Genomic DNA, 21231 nt, shown 5'->3' on the forward strand with positions numbered 1-21231 from the left:
ACCCTTACTTTACACACATCTTTTTTGAAAATTAAGGAGGCAAACATGTTAGATTTTTTTAAACGAGTATTAATTGCCGTTGCTATTGCGGTATTTATCGGGATCCTATTTATAGGCTCAGCAACTACATATGCAAAATCAATAGAAGAAGATTTAATAAATTCACTCATATGGCCAACTTCAGGTGATGTGTCTGACCATTACGGAACGAGAGATGGTCGTCATTTTGGTATTGATATTGCAGCTCCAGAAGGAACACCGATTGTTTCGATAAAAGAGGGCACAGTTTTTAGATCGTATTATTCCGATTCCTATGGGAATGTGATCTTTGTTAAACACGATAATAAACTAGAAACGGTGTATGCTCATATGCATAAAAGGTATGTAAGTGAAGGAGAACGACTAGAGAAAGGACAAGTTATAGGTACAGTAGGTAATACGGGGCGTTCTTCTGGTAATCATTTGCATTTCGAAGTCCATATTGGGGAATGGAATACAAGTAAAACAAATTCAATTGATCCATTGCTAGTATTAAATGATGAACAAAATTCACTAGTTACCCTAGAAGATGAAGAACTAAAAGAAGAGGATTTTGAAGCGGTACTATCTGCTAGATATCAACTAGTCGAAGAGGCAGAAGAAGAAGTAAGTGAACATAATACATATTCGGATTCAGCGATTAAAACAAAGTCCCCAAATGAAAAACATAATGCTTGGGACGGGGAATTGATTATTACGATCGTAAAAGGAGATACACTATGGAGCTTAGCGCAGAAACATGCAGTAGCAGTTGAGCAAATAAAAGAATGGAATCAACTTACAGATGATATCATTCATGTTGATCAACAGTTAGTCCTTCATCCGAACGAAAATGAGCTCGTTCATGTAGTCCAACCAGGTGAAACACTTCACCATATTGCGAACGAGTATAAAGTTTCCATTACAGTAATTAAAGAAAAGAATGAGTTGAGAAATGATCTGATTTATCCTGGGGATGTGCTTCAAGTTACAAAGTAAATAGAAAAAGAGGCTGACTAAGAGAAGTTATTTCTTTTTAGTCAGCTTCTTTTAATATTATCTAGCTACAGCGCCCATCGCCAAGTGGACTTCGCTCTCCTCGTTACGATAAGTCAACATCGCATTGCTTCGCTTCTGCGTGTTTCCTTTATCTCATTCGGAGGGCGCAAGGGCTACGTCGCTAAACGGACGCTTTCGCTTTTCTTATTTACAGTTCAATTTTATCTGCTAGGGTAATTTCGTCGATTGAACGGACAGCGTTAAGAACTTCATCAGTTAATGGTTTGTCAACGGCAACCATCATAATTGCTTCTCCACCAGCTTCTTTACGACCTACTTGCATCGTAGCAATATTAAGGTCGTGTTCTGCTAGTAATTGCCCCATTTTTCCGATAACACCTAAACGGTCATTGTGTTGGATATAAATAAGGTGTCCTGCTGGGAAGAAATCAACATTAAATCCATTAATGCTAACAATGCGTGGGCCGTATTCTTTGACGTATGTTCCTTTGATTTCAAATGTACGATCTTCACCGTGAACAATTGCGTGAATGATGTTAGCATAGCCATATGCATTATTTAAAGACTTTTCACCGAATTCAATACCACGTTCTTTTGCAATAAATGATGCATTCACATCATTTACTGGCGCATCTACTCGAGCAGAAAGAAAACCAGCCATTAAGCTGCGAGTGGTAATCGATGTTTCAAGGTGAGTAACCTCTCCACCATAATAAACTTCAATTTCCTGTACTGGAGTTTTCATGCACTGTGATAAAACATTTCCCATGGTTTTTGTTAACTCATAATAAGGTTTAACCTTTTCGTAAACTTCTTTTGAAAGTGTAGGCAAGTTAATAGAATTGCTGACAGGATTTCCTTCGAGAAAGCGAACGACTTCTTCTGAAACTTGTGCGGCAACATTTAATTGAGCTTCTTTTGTTGAAGCTGCAATGTGTGGAGTTGCGATCACATTATCAAGTTCAAGTAAGGCATTTTCTATAGCTGGCTCTTCCTCGAATACATCTAAAGCAGCTCCAGCAACATGGCCATTTTCTAAATAGTGTTTTAGGGCAACTTCATCAATAATTCCACCACGTGCGCAGTTAATTAAATAAACTCCTTTTTTCGTTTTGCCGATATTCTCCATACCAAGAATACCTTTCGTTTCTTTTGTTAATGGAGTATGGACAGTAATAATATCGGCATTCGTTAATACTTCCTCAAGTGTAGCTGGTACAACGCCTAGTTTTTCAGCACGAGCTTTAGTTAAGAATGGATCAAAGACGAGCGGTTTCATTTCAAATGCTTTCGCACGTTTAGCAAGCTGTGATCCGATTCGACCAAATCCAACGATACCAAGAGTTTTACCGTGGAGCTCTGTTCCTTGAAATGCTTTTCGATTCCATTCACCAGATTTAATCGATTGATTTGCTTGAGGAATTTTTCGAGCAAGGGCACAAATCATGGCGAATGTATGTTCAGCTGTTGAGATTGTATTGCCATCAGGAGCATTGACAACAACTACACCAGCTTTTGTAGCGGCATCGATATCGATATTATCTACACCAACACCAGCGCGAGCAATAATTTTTAAGTTTGACATTTTTTCGATTAATTCAGCAGTAACAGTTGTAGCACTACGGACTAGAATAGCATCGAACGTGTGCAACTCATCTTCCACTTCAGACACATTTTTTTGGACACAATTCACTTGCTCACTTTCTAGTAGAGGAAGGAGACCTTCCTTACTCATAGAATCTGAAACTAAGATATTGTACATGATTTGACTTCCTTTCTTTTCAACTGGTTCTACTACAACTTGATGGATCATTTTCTCCACTCCTCATTATCCATTCTTTATTTTAAAAGGCTTAGATAAACAGTCTTTTTTTATTCGTTTATGAGCCTAATTAACTAATAATGTACAGCTTTTTAGCAATGGATATGAAACATAAGCTTCATGTTGAAAATTACTTTGAAAGCGCTAAACTAAAAAAACCTCCTGTCCGCACGACGATATGTCGTGAGGGACGGAAGGTTTGTTCCGTGGTACCACCCTCATTTACACACTCATTTGGTGAACGTGCCTCAGGAGAATTTTTCTCTAAAGATAACGGATCATCCGGATACTCCTAATCCGATAGTTCGTTTCAGAGCATCAACTCAGAAGTGCTTAAAGAAACGGTCCAAGCTAGTTCACAGCAACCACTAGCTCTCTGAATTGGTTGACATTTCCTTCTCTTCATCATCGTTTTTTGAAATTTAAGGATCTAATTGTTTGATAATTTACCATATTGCAACGTTTCTGTCAAATGGCATCTTCTTATTTTGATAAAAGGTTCATAAAGTAAAGGTGAGGAGGGAAGTTATGAGAGTATACACTGTTCAAAAAGGAGATACGGTTAGAAAAGTAGCCGTTAAATTTGGAATTAGAGCTTTTGATATCCTGTTATATAATCGGCAAATTATTAATGAAAAATCCTATATTTATCCTGGAGAAGTGTTAGAAATTCCAGAAACCACAAAAGATGCAGCAATTTCCTATTCACCTTTTCAATGTTTATGTGAATATGGTCCTGTGGATTTAGTTACTGATATTCAGTTCTTGAAAGAATATTATCCTAACTACGTTTCAATTGAAACGATTGGTCATTCAGTTTTATCTTATCCTCTAATAAGTTTAAAGATTGGAAATGGCGAGAAAAAAATTTTTTATTCTGGTGGCTGGCATGCTAATGAGTGGTTAACGAGTAAGTTTCTCATGACGTTCATTAGTGAGCTACTTTTGCATTTAAAGAAAAAACAAAGATGGCACGGGTATGACCTTGAAAGACTATTTCAACAAGTTTCTTTGTATATCGTTCCACTTGTAAATCCTGATGGTGTCGAATTAGTTCAACAAGGGATTTATCCAGAGCATCCGATGTATAAAGAAGTACTAACGATTAATAAAGGAAGTCGTCAGTTTGATCATTGGTCGAGCAATATAAGGGGAGTGGATTTGAATCATCAATGGCCAGCAGGCTGGGATATCGAAGCGGATGAAAGCCCTCAACAACCCTGGCCCAGGCATTATAGTGGTACAGCACCATTTACAGAACCTGAAGCTAGAGCGGTGTATGATTTTACACAAAAGCATGATTTTTCTCACATATTTGCCTTTCATTCACAAGGGCAAGTTATCTATTGGGGGTACAGAGGGTATGAACCACCTGAAAGTAAAGAGATGGTTGAACGCCTTTCGCTTGTTAGCTCATATTTACCTATTCATACAGCTGAAAGTGATGGAGGGTATAAAGATTGGTTTATTCAAGAAACCGGGCGTCCTGGCTTTACGATAGAAGTTGGTGTTGGTACAAACCCCCTCCCACTATCCTCCTTTTCTGAGATATGGTCGAACAATGTGTTACTAGCATTAGAAGGTTTAATATTATAATTTCGTTTTCCTAGTACCTTTTAAGAAATAAGCAAAAACGATAAACTGAGAGCTGTTAATAATTGTTGCTAATTCAAAATATTATCGGTACAATTTATTCAGATTACTTTTATTTGAAAGCGTTTCTTTTTAGTTTACAGTAAAAGATAAATAATAAGTGATTCAGGAGATAAGATAGTGAAGAAGGTGGAAATGTGGCAATACGAGAAGTAAAGCCAAAAAAAATATATGAAATTGTTGCAGAGCAATTAATGGATATGATTAAAAAGGGAGAAGTAAAACCAGGTGAAAGGTTAGCTTCTGTTCAACAACTTGCTGAAGAGTTTAATGTAGGCCGTTCTGCGATAAGAGAGGCATTAAGTGCTCTTAAAGCAACGGGGTATGTTGAAATGCGGCAAGGAGAAGGAACTTTTGTAAAAAAACTAGATCTCGATTTAATCGGAAGTATTATTCCAGGTATACAACTTATGCAAAAGGAAGATGTACGAGAGCTTTTTGAGATAAGAAAAGTAATTGAAACGGGAGCAGCTTCTCTTGCAGCCGTCAATCGAACAGATGAGGACCTAAAGGATATGGAGGGTGCTCTTCAAGAAATGCAACAAGCCGAGGGAAATGGGAGTGTTGGCGAAAAGGCTGATGTTAATTTTCATAAGGCAATTGTTAGAGCGACAAAGAATGAGATGTTATCTAAGCTTGTAGGTAATGTTTCAGATGTAATGCATCAATCGATGAGAGAAGCGAGAAAGCTTTTGTTGTATTCAGAACAACGGAGAATGAATCAATTGTACGAAGAGCATTTACGTATATATGAAGCGATTAAAGAAAAGGATCAACAAGCTGCATTTGAAGCAATGATGGAACATATTATTGGTGTAGAACAAGGTTTATTTTCCAAACAAGATAATGAGTAAAAAGGGGTGTTGACTTAGTTGTCAGCCTCTTTTTTAACGAATTATTTAACATTGTTTTAAGAAAAATTTAATATTAATTAATAATCTTTTGTTAAAGTAAAAATAAAAGGCTCTTTTCTCAAAGATTGTTGCTTTTAGCTTTTGGACCGTAAGCCAAGCGGATGCTTGGCTCTTCACGCATAGCGTAAAGGCTATTTTATTTTCAAAAAACGGTCCAAAAGCAATAAAGTTTACGAAAACAGCCAAATAAAAAAAGAAGAGACTGTCATTACGTTCAGCCTCTTCTCTACATTCCTATTCAAATTTTAAAGCGTCACCATCAAATGGCTCATCAGCAATTTTAATTGAATCCGTAGGACAACCTTCAAACGCATCGTTCATGTCGTCTACTAGTACATCTGGAATTTCTACGATTCCTTGGTTGTCATCGAGTGTTACGAATGCGATACCATCATCATCGTAGTCATAAATGTCTGGTGCAGCAGCTCCACAGGCACCACAAGCGATACAAGTGTCTTTGTCAACAATTGTGTATTTTGCCATAATAAATCCCTCCAAGTAGGTTTTAAATTAAGCATTCCTTAGTAATTCCCCTATGTATGATAAGATGCATTAGTCAGTGTTGCCACTGTAAGGAATACAGTTTCTATCTCATATTGTATAGATGTTTGACCAACATTTCAACAGTTAAATCCATTGAGAATTCTTATCATACAAGGGGTCTCGCAGTTTATTTATTGCCGAATACCGCAAAAAATAAACTTCCACATGTTTGTGTTCAAACAGGAGGACAAAAAGATCCGAGAAGTTCGAGGCGGTGCAGTTGCGAGTACCACAGCGTATGCTTTTAATACGTGAGGAACGCAGCAGCAAACCAACGAAGAAATTCGACAGAGACTATTCCCGGACTTTTTGAATAACTTCTTCATGTTGTTATTCACGATTTGTTATTATATAGTTATACCCTATAAATAAAATCAAATGACAAGAGTGGGGAAGATGGTGTCTATAATTTCGGTAATACTGCTATATTTAATATCCGTTTTCAACGGTGATCGTACGATATCTGGAATATATCATTTGCTTCAAGGGAAACGATCTTCGCAAACGATCCAAGATGGACATCTGTATCGATGTTTATTTTTGTTTGGGATATTACCTCGGTTCAAACGAAACTGGCTAGAAAAAGAGTTGGACGATTTGCTCAGTAATCATTATATTATCAAAGAAAAAGAAATGACCTTTAGAATTACAAAAATAGGCGAAGAAACTTTAAAACGTCAACTTGATGATTACCAATTTATTTTTTACATTAATGGATGGAAATATAAAGAAAATTCGAGTGTGTTTTGGTCGAGGCTAGTACTAATTGTACAGTCTATTTCATGTATTAACGATCATAACTATAATTTTTTCCCGGTTATTAAAGATCAGCAAGTAAAGTTGTGGGTCAAGAATCATTTTCCAAAACCAAATGAGCGAAGTCATTTCAGTATGAAATTATATAGCGAGCTATCAACATTAATAAACGACTTATCTAAATTGGAGGCCGAAATTTTTACTTATAAATTATCCGGTTCACATCGAATTGGTCTAACTAATGAACAGTTAGCTACTTATTATGGAAAGGAAAAAATGATGATGGAGCTTATTCATTTGTCAGTCGTCCATCGAATACTTGAACGACTTTACATAGATCGTAAAGACTTTCCGATTTTAAGTTCGATTATTTCTGATTTAAATCGAACGATGCATATGACAAACTCGACACGCCAAACGTATCAAATGATGAAACGTGGACTTTCCATTGAAGAAATAGCAACTAGACGTCAGTTAAAGGTAAGTACAATTGAAGATCATATTATAGAAATTATGTTGGAAGATAAAACAGCTAAACTTGCTTCATTTATTACAGATAAAGAACTAGGACAAATTTTACAAGTGATAAAAAAGAATACAAATCATTTAAAGCTCAGCCATATAAAAGAACAATTACCACGTGAAATTAGCTATTTTAAAATAAGGCTCACATTAGCTCGTCTAACGGACTATAAAGATTAGGTGACCGAAAATGAAGTTAGAAAAGAAATTATATACACATTTTGGATATCAGCAGTTTAGACCTGGACAAAAAGAAGTAATTGAATCATTAATGAATCATGAAAATGTATTAGCGATGCTACCAACAGGGACGGGAAAGTCGATTTGTTTTCAATTGCCGGCGTTATTATTATCAGGGACTGCGATAGTTGTTTCCCCATTGTTGTCGTTAATGGAGGACCAAGTACAACAATTAAAAAGCCAAGGAATAAAAAAGGTTGCAGCGATTAACAGTTTCCTGTCATTATCTGAAAGAAGGGCAGTCATTGACCAACTAAAGCAATATAAAATGATATACATCTCCCCTGAAAGTCTGATGTCAAATCATATTATTGCAGCATTATCTTCAATTAAGGTTTCCCTATTTGTTATAGATGAAGCTCACTGTATTTCGCAATGGGGACATGATTTTCGTACGGATTATCTAAAGCTTGGTGAAGTATGGGAAAAGTTAGGGAAGCCTACATGTTTAGCAATTACAGCAACAGCAACGAAAGAAGTGCAAAGAGATATTGTCACACAGCTAGGAATGTCACAATTCACCCCTTATATTTACAGTGTGCATCGTCCTAACATTGCACTGCAAATTGAGAAGTATAATGATGTAGACAAAAAAATTTATAATTTAGTCAAATATGTAAAAACATTAAAAGGGCCTGCTTTGATCTATGTATCTTCAAGAGCTTGGGCTGAAAATATTACAATTCATTTACAAAATGAGGGAATCCAAAATGTTGCTTATTATCATGGTGGACTCGAAAATGAAGACCGATTGTTAATACAGCAACAGTTTATTAATGGCCAACTGGATATTATCTGCTGTACAAATGCGTTTGGGATGGGGATTAATAAAAGTAATGTACGATATGTCATTCATTTTCATTTTCCACAACATATGGAAGCCTATTTGCAAGAAATTGGTCGTGCAGGAAGGGATGGAGAAAGAAGTTTAGCTCTTTTATTGTACTGTGAAGACGATCGTTTTTTGCCATTGTCATTAATTGAACATGAGCTTCCTAGTAAAGAACAACTGCAAGGTGTAAAAAGATATTTAGAAATGATGGAGTCCAGTAGACTTTTATTAACAAATGACGATGAGCTGTATATTCAAGCACAAATGGGCTTAACCGAAGGGGCTTGGAGGTTTTTGCTCTTTCATTTACAGGAACTGAACGTCATTCATCTAGGAAATGTCAATCAACAACTTATATCACAAGCATTTGTTGTCATTGAACGAAAAGTCGCGGCAAGACTAGAAGAAAAAGTAAAGAAAGTGCAAGAGATGGTCGATTTTATTAATAGTAAGTCTTGTCGCCGAATGGATTATCTGTCTTACTTTGATGAAAAGCTGAAAAATCAACCTGACAATTGTTGTGATCAATGTGGCTTATCGATAGAAAAATATATGAAAAGTAACCACGATCCATCCAGTGATTTACTTAAGCTACTTCCGTGGCAGCAGGAGTTAAAGAAAATTTTTCATCAAAAATAAATTAGGGTGATGGGTATGAATAAGCAAGCAAAAATGATTCAAGAAATGACCGACAGAGAAATCTTACTAAATCTTTATATCACCCAGGCAATCATGTTACTCAGTGCTATCGGCTTAGGTTTTATTTGGATGGAAGACCTATCAGCTGTGTGGCAATTATTTAAATGGAATCCTGCTCAAATTTTCCTTATTGGTGGTAGTATAGCAGCTATTGTTATTACTATTGATTTATTGTTTGAGTATTTCTTACCAAAGAAATGGGTTGACGATGGTGGAATTAATGAAAGAGTGTTTGCTAAAAGAAGTGTCATTCACATTTTTTTTATAGCCGCTGTTGTTTCAGTATGTGAGGAAGTGTTGTTTCGTGGAATACTGCAAACACAATTAGGACTTATCCCAGCTAGTTTATTATTCGCTCTGATTCATTTTCGATACCTTTCTAAAATCATATTATTTACCATGGCAGTCGTTCTGAGTTTTGGACTAGGACTGTTATTTGCGCTAACTAATAATTTACTCGTTCCTATCTTTACACATTTTCTTATTGACTTTGTGTTAGGATTATTTATTATGTATAAAGCAAGAAAACATGTTTTGTAAAACGTATCAATGTTAATGGGGTGGTAGTGTGGCTACAAAATCTTCAATAGACCAGGCGGAAGATTTAAGAAGGCAAGTGAAATTAAGAGAAGATGGTGATGGGGAAATGTCTTCCTTACCACCACGAAGTGAATATCATAAAGTGAAAAAAACAAAAAATCGAAAATTTCGTATTAAGTTCCCGCTAATCCGTTTTTTATTAGTTTTATTTTTAATAATTGTTGTCTTAGCTTTGACATCTCCCATTTGGTTAGAATATCTTTCACAATCATAGTTACCGGTATTAAAACTCGGATTTCCTTCATAAGCATAAGATAAGTACAAGTTGGTATGAAGGAGGTTACGCATGGCATCAAAACAAGAATTTAATAAATATGCTTATGTTTCCGATACGGGCTTAGTTTTGGTCGAAACGTTAATCGAACGAAAAACAACAGAACAAAATGCGGAAAAGCTTTTACAACGAGCCTCATTAGCAACCTTATTATGCCTAGGTTTAGGTGTAGTTTACATTATTTTACAAGGGGCTTCTTTGGACTTTCTAACTTTAATAACGAATGGCTTTCTCTATCTTTATATCGGCTTGTTTCTTATTTGCTCCATATCTATGAAACACGCAAAAAAGAAGTTAGATAAAGCGGAAAAGGAGTATGAGGAGTTACGTTCTGAAGTCATTGATCGACAGGAACAATTATGGGATACGAGAGAGTTATGGGAAAAACGGCATGAGTTATTTATATTCTTAAATGAAGAATATAGCGTGAATTTATTTCATAAGTAAAAGAGGCTGTCTTGCGCAGCCTCTTTTACTCTACAGAAACAATAACTAGCTTCTCATAGGAAAAATTGTCATATAAAATATATTTACATTTACGCAGTTAAGAATGGATGACCAAATAAAGCATTTTGGCTTCTACAATATTCAACACCGTTAATTTGCACTAAATAGTGGTTATATTCTTCGATCCGTCCAAAAGCAATTGTTTGTTTCTGGACTGGACAATAAACTTCGATAGGCAATCCATATTTTATATTAAATTCAATGTCTTCGTTTGTTATTATTGATTTATTTTTTAGTTTATGAAGTAACATTCTGTTCATCAGCTCCTTTCAGCAAAGAATAAAATGAACAATATTGTAAGCGCTTACTTCAGTAATTAAAGTATATCATAAAAGACAGAATTTTCAATAACACAAAAAAAATTAAGACCTTAGACCTGTTTTTTCCTTCATGGAAGAAATAATCACAAGGCTGATTAAATTTAGGTTGAGTTAACGTTACAAAATGCCTCAAAAAAAAGAAAGCCAATTAACTGGCTTTCATCAAAGAGAGAAAAATAAGAGGTCATTTACATTTACTACTTTAACACGTATCTGCGTTAAAGTAAATATGCAATTGTGAATTTTCAAAAATAATTTATTGCATTTACTGTGTAATTACAGTGTTTATATTATTAATGTATAAACTTATTATTTTGTCACATTTTTAATATAAACGCAAGGGTAATATATGCCAATATAAAATTGGGAGTAAATAAAAAGATTGTGGGGTGAGGGTAATGACTGCAACTGCTCTAATCGCAGTGATTGGTTTTACATTCTTAATTTTTGTAGTATGTATTGCCATGGCAATTGCCTTATACAAAGTTGCTGAAGAAGATATTGGATAATGTTTTCTATTAGAAAAAGAGATGGAAGAGGTTGGCTCATGGAATGTAAGGTCCTTATGTAAGGAAGCTTAGATGTGAGTCAACCTCTTCTTTTATATAACAGAAAAGGCTTGAATATAAAAAATAGGCGAATTTTTATTGATTTTGTTTTAATACAGGGGTTGCAATATTTACCGTGTTATAATACAATGGTTTTAACAAAAGAAATAGGGGGAATAAAAAATGACACCAAGCACAGAGTTTTTTAGAAATTTACCACCAAAGCAATGCACTGATTGTGGTGAGGTTATTGACGAACAACACGAATCGTACCTTCATCAATGTGAAAAGTGTTTGCGACACGAAGTAGAGTAAGAGTTAAATAGAAGGTCTTCATTTCATTGGGGAATTGAAATGAAGGCTTTTTATTTTGGGAACCTTGTAGTAATCTTAGAGGCATGAGGTCTTATTTTTGCGTTATGAGGAGAGAAGTATGAGTAAGCATTTTTTGTTTGTATACGGGACATTAAGAAAGCATGAAAATAATTCACAGTTCTTAAAGGAAGCTAAATGTGTTACAGAACAAGCTTGGACAAAAGGTGTATTGTATGATACAGGATGTGGATATCCTGCGATGAAAGCGAGTTCTTCTAAGTATGTATATGGTGAAGTTTATGAAGTTAATGAAGAACAATTAAGGGAAATTGATAGGTTGGAAGACTACAAGGAAAGTAGATCGAGCAATTTATATGATCGAATCATTCAATCTGTATTTACAGATAGTGGGGAATGTAAAGCTTTCTTGTACATAGCGTCTGATCAATTGACCAAATTAAGGCAAGAAATACCGCTTGGTGATTGGAAAGAATATTTATACTATAAAGGTAAACAAACGTACTAACATTTATAGTTATAGGTCAAAAAAAGAAGAATTAGGGCCTCCAGACCATTATGCTGAAGAAATTATTCGTGGTGGTAAAGGCTATTTAAGTGATAAGTATATTCAAAATATCGAGTCCCATATCCAGTCACTATCTAGACGGGTAGATTAGGGAAGAACTAAACTCATAGGTTTGCAGAAAAAGGTGGAAAATTTGCTATGGCTAAACAATTAACGATTGTCGTTCCAGGTGAATCTGTGGATGTCACGATTGAACATTTAAATGCAATAGGAATAATTAATTTGTATTATGAACAACCGATTGAAACGACCATGAATAACAATGGTTACGGGTTTGAATTAAAAGAACATGAGAAAATTGATTTACATATTATTGTGGAAGATGAGCACGACGTGATGGATACATTAAACCTTTTATGTAAGACGCTAAGTATTTTACCTAAAGAGGTCGCTCAAAAGGATATCAATCTTGAATTAGAAAACGTGATTTTTGATGATATTCCTTTAGGGAATGGATGGAAAATACGTTATGGAGAAGCGGTTGAAAACAGACAAGAAAAAACCATTTACCTTGACCCACAAGGTGCATTTGGAACAGGTATTCATGAAACGACACAAGGCTGCTTAAAGATGATTACGGATCACTCATTTGATCGATGTCATGTGCTGGATATTGGAACAGGTTCAGGTGTGCTGGCTATTGCTGCTCTGTTAAAAGGAGCTTCAAGAGTAACAGCGATTGATATTGAACCAGTTGAAAGAGAAGTGTTACATCAGGCTAAATTAAATAATGTTGAAAATGTGAACGTTCATCAAGTTAATATTTTAGAAGAAGGGTATGAATTTCCCGTACAATTTGATTGGACGATTATTAATATTGGAGCGGATGAGTCGGTTAAGATTATTGAACAATATCGTCTGTATGAGCGATCAAAGTATTTTCTAGTTTCTGGAGTGGTTGATTGGAATGAAGAAAAGGTGAAAAATTTTTTTAAAAACGTTGGATTTGAAATTTTTGCTCGAACACAGACGAATGAATGGGTTACTACATTATATCGTAAGCTTTATTTTGTAACCTAAAGTGAGTTTGTGTCGTTTCATAAATGAATTAAAGGTTAATACAATGGTGCCGTTTATTAAACTTGGTTCAAGTTTTGGGGGTTGTTTTATGAAAGATGAAGAATTACTAGCAAAATCTAAGCAAGGTGACGAAGATGCCTTCTATCAATTAATGAAAAAGCATATTTCTACCGTTGAGAAATTTGCTTTTCAACTTGGGGTTCATCCAAATGATATTCAAGATATTACACAAGAAACATTCTTAAAAGTTTATCGCTTTTTGAGTAATCATACACATGGGAAATTTACAACATGGCTTTATCAAATAACGCTAAATGTCGTTAGGGATTTGTATCGGAAAAAGAAGCGGTTTGATCGTAAAACGAAAGCGTATATGAATGAGGCAGCGATCGCTGTTGCTCCAGATTTTGTTGATAATTCAAACCTCCCTGAAGTACATGAGGCGATACAACAATTAGCTGATAAGTATAAACTCCCTGTTATTCTCCATTACTTTCATGATCTATCCTATCAGGAAATTAGTGATGTGTTAGGTGTGACAGAAGGTGCTGTTAAAACGAGAATGTTACGAGGGAGAAAGATGCTTAAGGAACGATTAGAACGGGTAGGTGAAATACTATGAATGATCAAGAATTTGAAAGGTCATTAAAGGAACTTAAAAAAGCGTACGATCAAAAGCAAATTCAATCGTCCCCTGAAGATATAATGAAGTATATAAAGACTAAAGAGACAAGAAAATTTCGCCCGTTTAAGAAATTGCAAGGATTAGGAATAGCGGCTAGTATTGTGGCTGTTTTAGGAATAGGCAGTATCCTATTATTAAGTGAAAACCAAGAAAGCGCAGTCCCAGAGGCCGATACAACCGAATTTAGGGGAGCTGAAACATTTATAGTAGAAGACGAAGCAGCTGATTCAGCTACAATCCATCGCGATGATCGTATTGTCGATACGCTTCTTATTGAGGGGACGGAAGAGGAGATCAATTTAAGACTTTTGGTAGATGAAGAACTTCGTTTTTCGACATATATACCTGAACAATTTGAAGTTGATACGGTATCGGATGAAGAGGGCTACTCAGTACAGGTATTTGCTAACTATACGAATGATCCAGTTGAACCCCCATTCTTTACAGTTTACCGAGCAGCAGGTAACAAACAAGTAACAATGGAGAAGTATATACAGCAAGTGAGAGATGACTATTTGGAGCAAGGTTTTGTTGAGAACGATGAGGATTACAAAACGACTTGGGGTTCGAATGAAGCATTCTTTTTCTTGCATCCAGAAAAAGATATGGCAGTAGCTATTAATCTTTTTGAGATTAATGGAGAAATCTATGAAATTACAGAAACATTTTTTGGGGAATATTCTGAAGGAATAGGAGCTAGGTTAAATTTAATGCAACAGCACTTTCAATGGCATTGATTAGATGATGTATAAATCTATATTAATAACTCTTAGTAATAAAAGAGGGTGACTTAGTCACCCCTTTTTGTATTTATATAATAAAATGTTCGTAAAAATAACACATTTGTGCTACTATTCTTGGTTGATTTTAACAAACTGATGTATTAAAATAGTATAAATATTTAAAAAAATCAGAAAGATATTATTGGGAGTGAGAGAACAAATGACCTTAAGGGAAGAAGCGTTGCAGATGCATAAAATGCATCAAGGAAAGCTTGAAGTAATTTCAAAAGTGCCTGTGCAAAATACACGAGATCTAAGCTTAGCGTATTCACCAGGAGTAGCTGAACCTTGTAAAGAAATTGCTGATGATCGAAGTCGAGTCTTTGATTATACGATGAAAGGGAATACAGTTGCTGTCGTATCTGATGGTACTGCAGTATTGGGCTTAGGGAATATTGGTCCAGAAGCAGCAATGCCAGTAATGGAAGGTAAAGCATTATTATTTAAATCATTTGCTGGTGTAGATGCTTTTCCAATTTGCCTTGACACGAACGATGTTGAAGAAATCATTCGCACTGTAAAGCTTCTTCAACCTACATTTGGAGGAATCAACTTAGAAGATATTGCAGCACCAAATTGTTTTATTATTGAAGAAAGATTAAAAAAGGAAATGAACATTCCTGTCTTTCATGATGACCAACATGGAACAGCGATTGTCACTGCGGCAGGGTTATTAAATGCTATCAAGTTAACTAAAAAAGATTTGTCCCAAATAAAAGTAGTGATAAATGGAGCGGGTTCAGCAGGTATTGCAGTCTTAAAGTTATTGCACTCAATGGGAGTAAAAAATATTATTCTTTGTGATTCAAAAGGTGCTATTTTCAAGGATAGATCCTATGGTATGAATCCTGTGAAAGAAGAGGTTTCAGAGTTTACCAACTTGAATCGATTAGAAGGATCTTTAGATGAAATCATTATAGGTGCAGATGTGTTTATTGGTGTTTCTGTTGCCGGAGCTTTGACGAAAGAGATGGTCCGTTCAATGAACGAACATCCAATTATTTTTGCAATGGCTAATCCTAATCCAGAAATTATGCCGAGTGATGCCATCGAAGCTGGTGCAAAAGTTATCGGAACTGGAAGATCGGATTTTCCAAATCAAGTGAATAACGTTCTCGCATTTCCAGGTATTTTTCGCGGGGCTTTAGATGTCTTTGCTACAGATATAAATGAAGAGATGAAAATTGCAGCCGTTTATGCTATTGCTAGCTTAGTATCAGAGAGTGAACTAAAAGCTGATTATATCATTCCGAATCCATTTGATCCGAGAGTTGCTCCGATCGTAGCGAAAAGTGTTGCGCAGGCTGCATTAGAAACGGGAGTAGCCAGGAAACTGGTGAATCCTGAGGAGGTCGCGACAAGAACACGCAGATTATCGGCGATCCGAGATAATGTCTATTTAAGTTGTCATATTGGTAATTAAGATAGAATATACTCATAAATGAATAGAAAATGATTAGATAAGTGTCTGTGTCCCTCTAAATGAGTGAAATATAGTTGCTGCCTTGAACTAAGGCATCTATATTTCGTTGCTGAGGTGCCAGACGCTTTTGCTTTTCGAGATGTCTAGCGCAAGCGCCCAGCGTCTAGTGGACTTCGGACTCCTCCTTACGATAAGTCAACATCGCCTCGTTATCACTCGCCGTGTATCCTTTATCTCATACGGAGGGGCTCCGGTCCATACGCCGCTAAACGGGCGCTTGCGTTTTTCTTACTTGAAAATGTTAGGAGATGATGGAAGTTGAACAATTGGGTAAGTAGAAAAGTGCTATTATTTATTATTGGTAATGTCTGTATTATTATTTCTTCTCGGACTTTTCCATCTCCAAAGTTATTAACATTTTCAGAATGGTTAGGAGAGTTAGTATTTTCCCCGTTTTCGTTATTGGGGGCAGTGATTTTATTTATAGTAGGTTTTATGGCATTTGCTTTTCTAGTGAAAGCAACAATTATCGAAGTAGTTTATCCTTATATGAAGAAAAGATCAATAAACACTAGCGAAGTTGTAGTAGCCATTATGATGTTAGTCTCATTCTTTTTTCAAGTTGCACTTCATCCATTAACAGGTGCTCTAGCGGTCATTTTTGCTATTGCTTATGGTATAATGGAGGCGAATGAAGGAAAAGTTTATGATAGCGATTCATAAAGGAGAAACGAATGATTGTGATCTTTACTTTTATTTGTAGTTTTGCTATTTTGTTCGGTACGATATTACTCATTTATATGTATAAAGAAGCTTTCGGAAATCATGTGATTGAAACTGAACTTGCTTTTACAAATTTTCCTTTATCATTTGACGGGATGAGGATTTTTTTTATTTCTGATATTCACTTTCGGATCATTGATGAAAGGATCATTGAACGAGTTTCAGGAAAAGTAGATTTAGTAATTGTTGGTGGAGACATAATGGAAAAAAACGTACCTTTTTCAAATGTTGAAAAAAATATTAGTTTACTTCAACGTCTAGGCCCTGTACATTTTGTATGGGGGAATAATGATTATGAAGGTGATTTCAGAAAATTAGATGCTACTTTGCTTGAAAAAGGAGTGCAAATATTAGATAATACAGCAATTACATATGAAAATGGTGGAGAGAAAGTCATTCTTCTTGGGGTAGATGACGTCGGTTGTGATCGAGACCAATTAGATTTGGCGCTGCATGATAGTGATGAAGGATTTCGTTTGTTAATTAGTCATAATCCTAGTATTGTTGAAAAGGTGAGCATAGAACATAATATAAGCTTAGTTTTGTCGGGGCATACACATGGTGGACAAATTCGGATATTTGGCTTTAGCTTGGGTGAACGTGGTGGGTTAAAAAGACATAATAATACATTGCTTTTTATTAGTAATGGATATGGAACAACAAGCTTACCATTACGTTTAGGAGCCCCGGCCGAGACGCATTTAATCACTTTACGTACTTCAAAAAATGATTGCGTTTAACGTTTATTATACAAAGTTTACACAAGTATTTTCCTCTATTATACTTAATGTGATTTTGCGAGACGGTTTGGAGGCAGATAATGTCTTCAAAAGAAGGCAAATATAATATTAAAGCAATTTGTCAGATGGGAAATTTGGTTATCCACTCACTTAAATCGGTAATCTAATCTCTAGAAAAGGTTGTCTTCAAAGAACCATCAGCGTTCCTCTGACATATCTTATAGTAATCATTATGACAACAATCGGTACATTATGCGCATTAACCGTTCAATTAACGGTCTGGGGCGAAAAGCCTTGCACAGGGAGGGTCATAAATGCGTTTAGAGCGTTTAACCATGGATAAAATAAAAATTTTTTTAACTTTTGATGACCTTAAAGAAAGAGGAATGACAAAGGAAGACTTGTGGATGGATGGTCCAAAAGTACATGATCTTTTTCGTGAAATGATGTTGGAAGCCGATGATGAATTAGGCTTTAAAGCGGATGGGCCGGTGGCTGTTGAAGTATTCGTTATGCCAGCCCAAGGTATGGTCATCATTGTCACGAAAGGATCGATAGACGATGAAGAGTTTGAAGATGATTATGATGATGGATATATTGAAATGAAAGTTACACTTGATGAAAGTGATGAAGTCTTTTATGAATTTAGTTGTTTTGAAGATGTCATCGCTTTATCTTCTCGTCTTTTTCCATTTGGAGTTGTTGGTGGAACATTATTTTCATTTGAGAATAAATTTTACTTGAAATTTGAAGAGTACGATCTCATTGGAGTCGATGACGATTCTTTTATCGCATTATTATCTGAATTTGGTAATCCATCAACAGCTACGACATACAGAATTGCCGAGTATGGAAAAAAATTAATGGAATTAGAAGCGATATACCGGCTATACCATACATTTGTCAATCGTTCATAGCGTGCGCTCCTCAAAAGGGGGCGTTTTTTCATGATGTCCAGCTCCAGTCCTTACGTCACAAAACGGACGCTTACGCTTTTCTTTGTCTAGCTTCAGCGTCCAGCGCCTAGAGGACTTCGCTTTCCACTGATCGATAAGTCAACATCGTCTCGTTGCACTCGCCGTGTTTCCTTTATCTCCAAGTGGAGTGCTCCAGTCCTTACGTCGCAAAACGGACGCTTACGCTTTTCTTGTGTTCGTGTTATTATAGTAAAGGTTATGGAAAATAATGCTGTGCTGTGGCAACAACTAAATAGGCGAATATAATGAGGATAGATTATTTTTAGGAGTGATACTCAATATGAAGATTGGTGTATTGTACGGTGGAACATCTGCAGAACGAGAGGTTTCTTTATCTTCAGGCAAAGGAATCATCGAGGCTCTTTCTAAAAAAGGACATGAAGTGGTTGGCATTGACTTTCACCCACAACGCATTAAAGATATTATCGATTTGAATGTCGATATCGTATATATTGGTTTGCATGGACGCTACGGGGAAGATGGGAGAATTCAAGCTCTACTTGAAATGCTAAATATTCCGTATGTAGGATCTGGCGTTTTAGGATCAGCTTTAGCGATGGATAAAGCAAAAGCGAAGACGTTCTTTTACAAGAATGGGATTCGGGTAGCGAAAGAAATGGTTTTGTATAAACATAACTATCAAAAAGAGCAGTTGAACTGGGATACGAACTTTCCTGTTGTTGTAAAGCCGAATCAAGAAGGTTCAACGATTGGTTTAACGATCGCTCAAAATGAACAAGAATTACGAGATGGAATTGAAGAAGCTTTTCGTTTTGATGACACGGTATTACTTGAAGAGTTTATCGATGGCGTTGAGGTAACAGTTGCTGTGATGGGCAATAAAGGCGAAGAAAAGGCTTTGCCTGTCGTCGAAATTGTTCCGAAAAATAAGTATTATGATTATGAAGCAAAATATGCGCCAGGAATGAGCGAGCATATCGTACCAGCTCGGGTAGACGATGAAATTACGAAATTGCTGCAAAAGAATGCAGTTTTAGCTCATCAAGTGTTAGGCTGTGATATTTATTCTCGTGTTGATTTTATCGTACCAAAAGATGGTAGAGAGCCTGTTATTCTAGAAGTAAATACACTGCCAGGCATGACATCAACGAGTCTGTATCCAGATGCAGCGAGAGCAATTGGCTTATCTTATGGAGATATGATTGAAAAGTTAGTGGAATTATCTAAAAATAAATAGGTTATTGACCTAAAAAATGTCTGTTTACCTTAATGACAAGGGGCAGGCATTTTATTTTTTATTTTTTTTAAAACAATGGTGGAAAATGTATATCTTTTTCTTTATAGTTAAAGATGTTAAGTTTAATATCACACACTTATGTTTGATCATATCTTCGAGGTGAATTTCATGGTAGAGAAGGACATGCAGGAAGCTACTAAAGAGAAGGAAAATATGAATGTTTTATTTTCCACGCAGAAAGTAATAAAAGAGGCATTAGATAAGCTCGGTTATGCCGATGAAATGTATGAACTAATGAAGGAGCCAGTTAGAATGTTAACGGTTCGAATTCCGGTTCGAATGGACGATGGTTCAACGAAAATTTTTACAGGGTTTCGTGCACAACATAATGATGCCGTTGGCCCGACTAAAGGCGGAGTAAGATTTCATCCGAGTGTTACAGAAACCGAAGTGAAAGCGTTGTCAATCTGGATGAGCCTAAAGGCAGGGATTGTTGATTTACCTTATGGTGGAGGTAAAGGTGGTATTGTTTGTGATCCTCGTGATATGTCTTTTCGGGAATTAGAACGATTAAGTCGTGGGTATGTACGTGCCATTAGTCAGATAGTAGGACCAACAAAGGATATTCCGGCGCCGGATGTATTTACGAATTCACAAATTATGGCTTGGATGCTTGATGAATACAGTAGAATACGTGAATTCGATTCTCCTGGTTTTATTACAGGAAAGCCAATCGTTCTTGGTGGATCCCACGGTCGCGAATCGGCAACGGCAAAAGGTGTAACGATTTGTATTCGGGAAGCGGCAAAGAAAAAAGGGTTAGATATAGATGGAGCTCGTGTTGTTATTCAAGGCTTTGGTAATGCAGGAAGTTATTTAGCTAAATTTATGCATGATCAAGGTGCAAAAATTATCGGTATTTCTGATGCATATGGTGCATTACATGATCCAGAGGGATTGGACATCGAGTATTTACTTGATCGTCGTGATAGTTTTGGTACTGTCACTAATCTCTTTAAAAATACAATTACTAATAAAGAGCTGCTAGAATTAGATTGTGATATTCTAGTCCCAGCTGCAATTGAAAACCAAATTACAGAAGAGAATGCAGCTGATATTAAAGCAAAAATTGTTGTTGAGGCTGCTAATGGTCCAACAACATTAGAAGGAACTCGTATTCTAACTGAAAAAGATGTTTTAATCGTACCAGATGTGTTAGCAAGTGCCGGTGGTGTGACTGTATCTTATTTTGAATGGGTGCAAAACAATCAAGGGTATTATTGGACTGAAGAAGAGGTTGAAGCGAAATTAGAAAAGGTAATGGTTCAAGCATTTAATAACATTTACAATCTTTCTAGAGGAAGAAAGGTTAATATGCGATTAGCTGCATATATGGTCGGGGTTCGAAAAATGGCTGAAGCTTCTAGATTTAGAGGCTGGGTGTAATTTTGCTA

22 protein-coding genes and 1 other annotated feature are annotated in these 21231 nt (G+C 36.0%); of the genes, 19 read left to right on the forward strand and 3 right to left on the reverse strand.

Going from position 1 to position 21231, the window contains the following annotated elements; translation table 11 throughout:
- The first annotated feature begins 45 nt into the window (after positions 1–45).
- On the forward strand, positions 46–1017 hold the full coding sequence (locus tag J0N78_RS08125; protein ID WP_209122542.1) for a M23 family metallopeptidase: 972 nt from the start codon (positions 46–48) through the stop codon (positions 1015–1017).
- 208 nt (positions 1018–1225) lie between these two features.
- On the opposite strand, the gene serA is transcribed toward J0N78_RS08125, so the two are convergent.
- A complete protein-coding gene (serA, locus tag J0N78_RS08130) occupies positions 1226–2800 on the reverse strand; it encodes a phosphoglycerate dehydrogenase (protein WP_209122756.1) in 1575 nt (524 codons plus the stop codon).
- Positions 2801–3043: 243 nt separating this feature from the next.
- Positions 3044–3278 (reverse strand) — a binding site (T-box leader).
- 110 nt (positions 3279–3388) lie between these two features.
- Between serA and J0N78_RS08135 the strand changes: the two genes are divergently transcribed.
- Entirely contained in the window at positions 3389–4456 is a 1068-nt protein-coding gene (locus tag J0N78_RS08135) for a M14 family metallopeptidase (protein ID WP_209122543.1), read from the forward strand.
- Positions 4457–4650: 194 nt separating this feature from the next.
- Complete coding sequence (locus J0N78_RS08140; RefSeq protein WP_209122544.1) at positions 4651–5367, forward strand: FadR/GntR family transcriptional regulator; 717 nt, start codon at positions 4651–4653, stop codon at positions 5365–5367.
- Positions 5368–5661: 294 nt separating this feature from the next.
- On the opposite strand, the gene J0N78_RS08145 is transcribed toward J0N78_RS08140, so the two are convergent.
- Positions 5662–5910: a 4Fe-4S domain-containing protein gene (locus J0N78_RS08145; protein WP_209122545.1), complete on the reverse strand. Its 249-nt coding sequence runs from the start codon at positions 5908–5910 to the stop codon at positions 5662–5664.
- A 456-nt stretch (positions 5911–6366) separates the two neighbouring features.
- On the opposite strand from J0N78_RS08145, the gene J0N78_RS08150 reads away from it, so the two are divergent.
- The 5 genes from J0N78_RS08150 to J0N78_RS08170 all read left to right on the forward strand — a co-directional run bounded on the left by J0N78_RS08150 (position 6367) and on the right by J0N78_RS08170 (position 10340).
- On the forward strand, positions 6367–7428 hold the full coding sequence (locus J0N78_RS08150) for a YpbB family protein (RefSeq protein WP_209122546.1): 1062 nt from the start codon (positions 6367–6369) through the stop codon (positions 7426–7428).
- Positions 7429–7438: 10 nt separating this feature from the next.
- Positions 7439–8959, forward strand: coding sequence for a RecQ family ATP-dependent DNA helicase (locus J0N78_RS08155; RefSeq protein ID WP_209122547.1), 1521 nt, complete (start codon positions 7439–7441; stop codon positions 8957–8959).
- A 15-nt stretch (positions 8960–8974) separates the two neighbouring features.
- Positions 8975–9559 carry a type II CAAX endopeptidase family protein gene (locus J0N78_RS08160; protein ID WP_209122548.1) on the forward strand — a complete coding sequence of 195 codons (585 nt, stop codon included), beginning with the start codon at positions 8975–8977 and terminating at the stop codon, positions 9557–9559.
- A 28-nt stretch (positions 9560–9587) separates the two neighbouring features.
- Positions 9588–9833, forward strand: a complete 246-nt coding sequence (locus J0N78_RS08165; RefSeq protein ID WP_209122549.1) for a hypothetical protein — start codon at positions 9588–9590, stop codon at positions 9831–9833.
- Positions 9834–9905: 72 nt separating this feature from the next.
- Entirely contained in the window at positions 9906–10340 is a 435-nt protein-coding gene (locus J0N78_RS08170) for a DUF2663 family protein (RefSeq protein ID WP_209122550.1), read from the forward strand.
- 89 nt (positions 10341–10429) lie between these two features.
- On the opposite strand, the gene J0N78_RS08175 is transcribed toward J0N78_RS08170, so the two are convergent.
- Positions 10430–10660, reverse strand: coding sequence for a hypothetical protein (locus J0N78_RS08175; RefSeq protein WP_247747195.1), 231 nt, complete (start codon positions 10658–10660; stop codon positions 10430–10432).
- Between the two features lie 791 nt (positions 10661–11451).
- On the opposite strand from J0N78_RS08175, the gene yhfH reads away from it, so the two are divergent.
- From yhfH to J0N78_RS08230, 11 genes are all read left to right on the forward strand, one after another.
- On the forward strand, positions 11452–11583 hold the full coding sequence (gene yhfH / locus J0N78_RS08180; protein ID WP_209122551.1) for a protein YhfH: 132 nt from the start codon (positions 11452–11454) through the stop codon (positions 11581–11583).
- A gap of 118 nt (positions 11584–11701) precedes the next feature.
- The gene (locus tag J0N78_RS08185; protein ID WP_209122552.1) at positions 11702–12109 is read left to right on the forward strand and encodes a gamma-glutamylcyclotransferase family protein; all 408 of its coding nucleotides are present in this window, start codon (positions 11702–11704) and stop codon (positions 12107–12109) included.
- A 198-nt stretch (positions 12110–12307) separates the two neighbouring features.
- On the forward strand, positions 12308–13189 hold the full coding sequence (locus tag J0N78_RS08190) for a 50S ribosomal protein L11 methyltransferase (protein ID WP_209122553.1): 882 nt from the start codon (positions 12308–12310) through the stop codon (positions 13187–13189).
- Between the two features lie 88 nt (positions 13190–13277).
- On the forward strand, positions 13278–13811 hold the full coding sequence (locus J0N78_RS08195) for an RNA polymerase sigma factor (RefSeq protein ID WP_209122554.1): 534 nt from the start codon (positions 13278–13280) through the stop codon (positions 13809–13811).
- Positions 13808–14611: a hypothetical protein gene (locus J0N78_RS08200; protein ID WP_209122555.1), complete on the forward strand. Its 804-nt coding sequence runs from the start codon at positions 13808–13810 to the stop codon at positions 14609–14611. Before J0N78_RS08195 ends, J0N78_RS08200 begins: the two co-directional genes overlap by 4 nt.
- A gap of 205 nt (positions 14612–14816) precedes the next feature.
- The gene (gene ystJ / locus J0N78_RS08205; protein WP_209122556.1) at positions 14817–16079 is read left to right on the forward strand and encodes an NADP-dependent malic enzyme; all 1263 of its coding nucleotides are present in this window, start codon (positions 14817–14819) and stop codon (positions 16077–16079) included.
- Between the two features lie 318 nt (positions 16080–16397).
- The gene (locus J0N78_RS08210) at positions 16398–16802 is read left to right on the forward strand and encodes a hypothetical protein (protein ID WP_209122557.1); all 405 of its coding nucleotides are present in this window, start codon (positions 16398–16400) and stop codon (positions 16800–16802) included.
- Positions 16803–16813: 11 nt separating this feature from the next.
- A complete protein-coding gene (locus tag J0N78_RS08215; RefSeq protein ID WP_209122558.1) occupies positions 16814–17602 on the forward strand; it encodes a metallophosphoesterase in 789 nt (262 codons plus the stop codon).
- A 314-nt stretch (positions 17603–17916) separates the two neighbouring features.
- Positions 17917–18519 (forward strand): genetic competence negative regulator, encoded by a 603-nt coding sequence (locus J0N78_RS08220; protein ID WP_209122559.1) that lies wholly within the window; start codon positions 17917–17919, stop codon positions 18517–18519.
- A gap of 340 nt (positions 18520–18859) precedes the next feature.
- On the forward strand, positions 18860–19777 hold the full coding sequence (locus J0N78_RS08225; protein ID WP_209122560.1) for a D-alanine--D-alanine ligase family protein: 918 nt from the start codon (positions 18860–18862) through the stop codon (positions 19775–19777).
- Between the two features lie 168 nt (positions 19778–19945).
- The gene (locus J0N78_RS08230; protein ID WP_280637194.1) at positions 19946–21223 is read left to right on the forward strand and encodes a Glu/Leu/Phe/Val family dehydrogenase; all 1278 of its coding nucleotides are present in this window, start codon (positions 19946–19948) and stop codon (positions 21221–21223) included.
- Positions 21224–21231: the final 8 nt, after the last annotated feature.

This window comes from Alkalihalobacillus sp. BA299 (assembly GCF_017745675.1).
GTDB lineage: Bacteria > Bacillota > Bacilli > Bacillales > Bacillaceae_F > Alkalihalobacterium.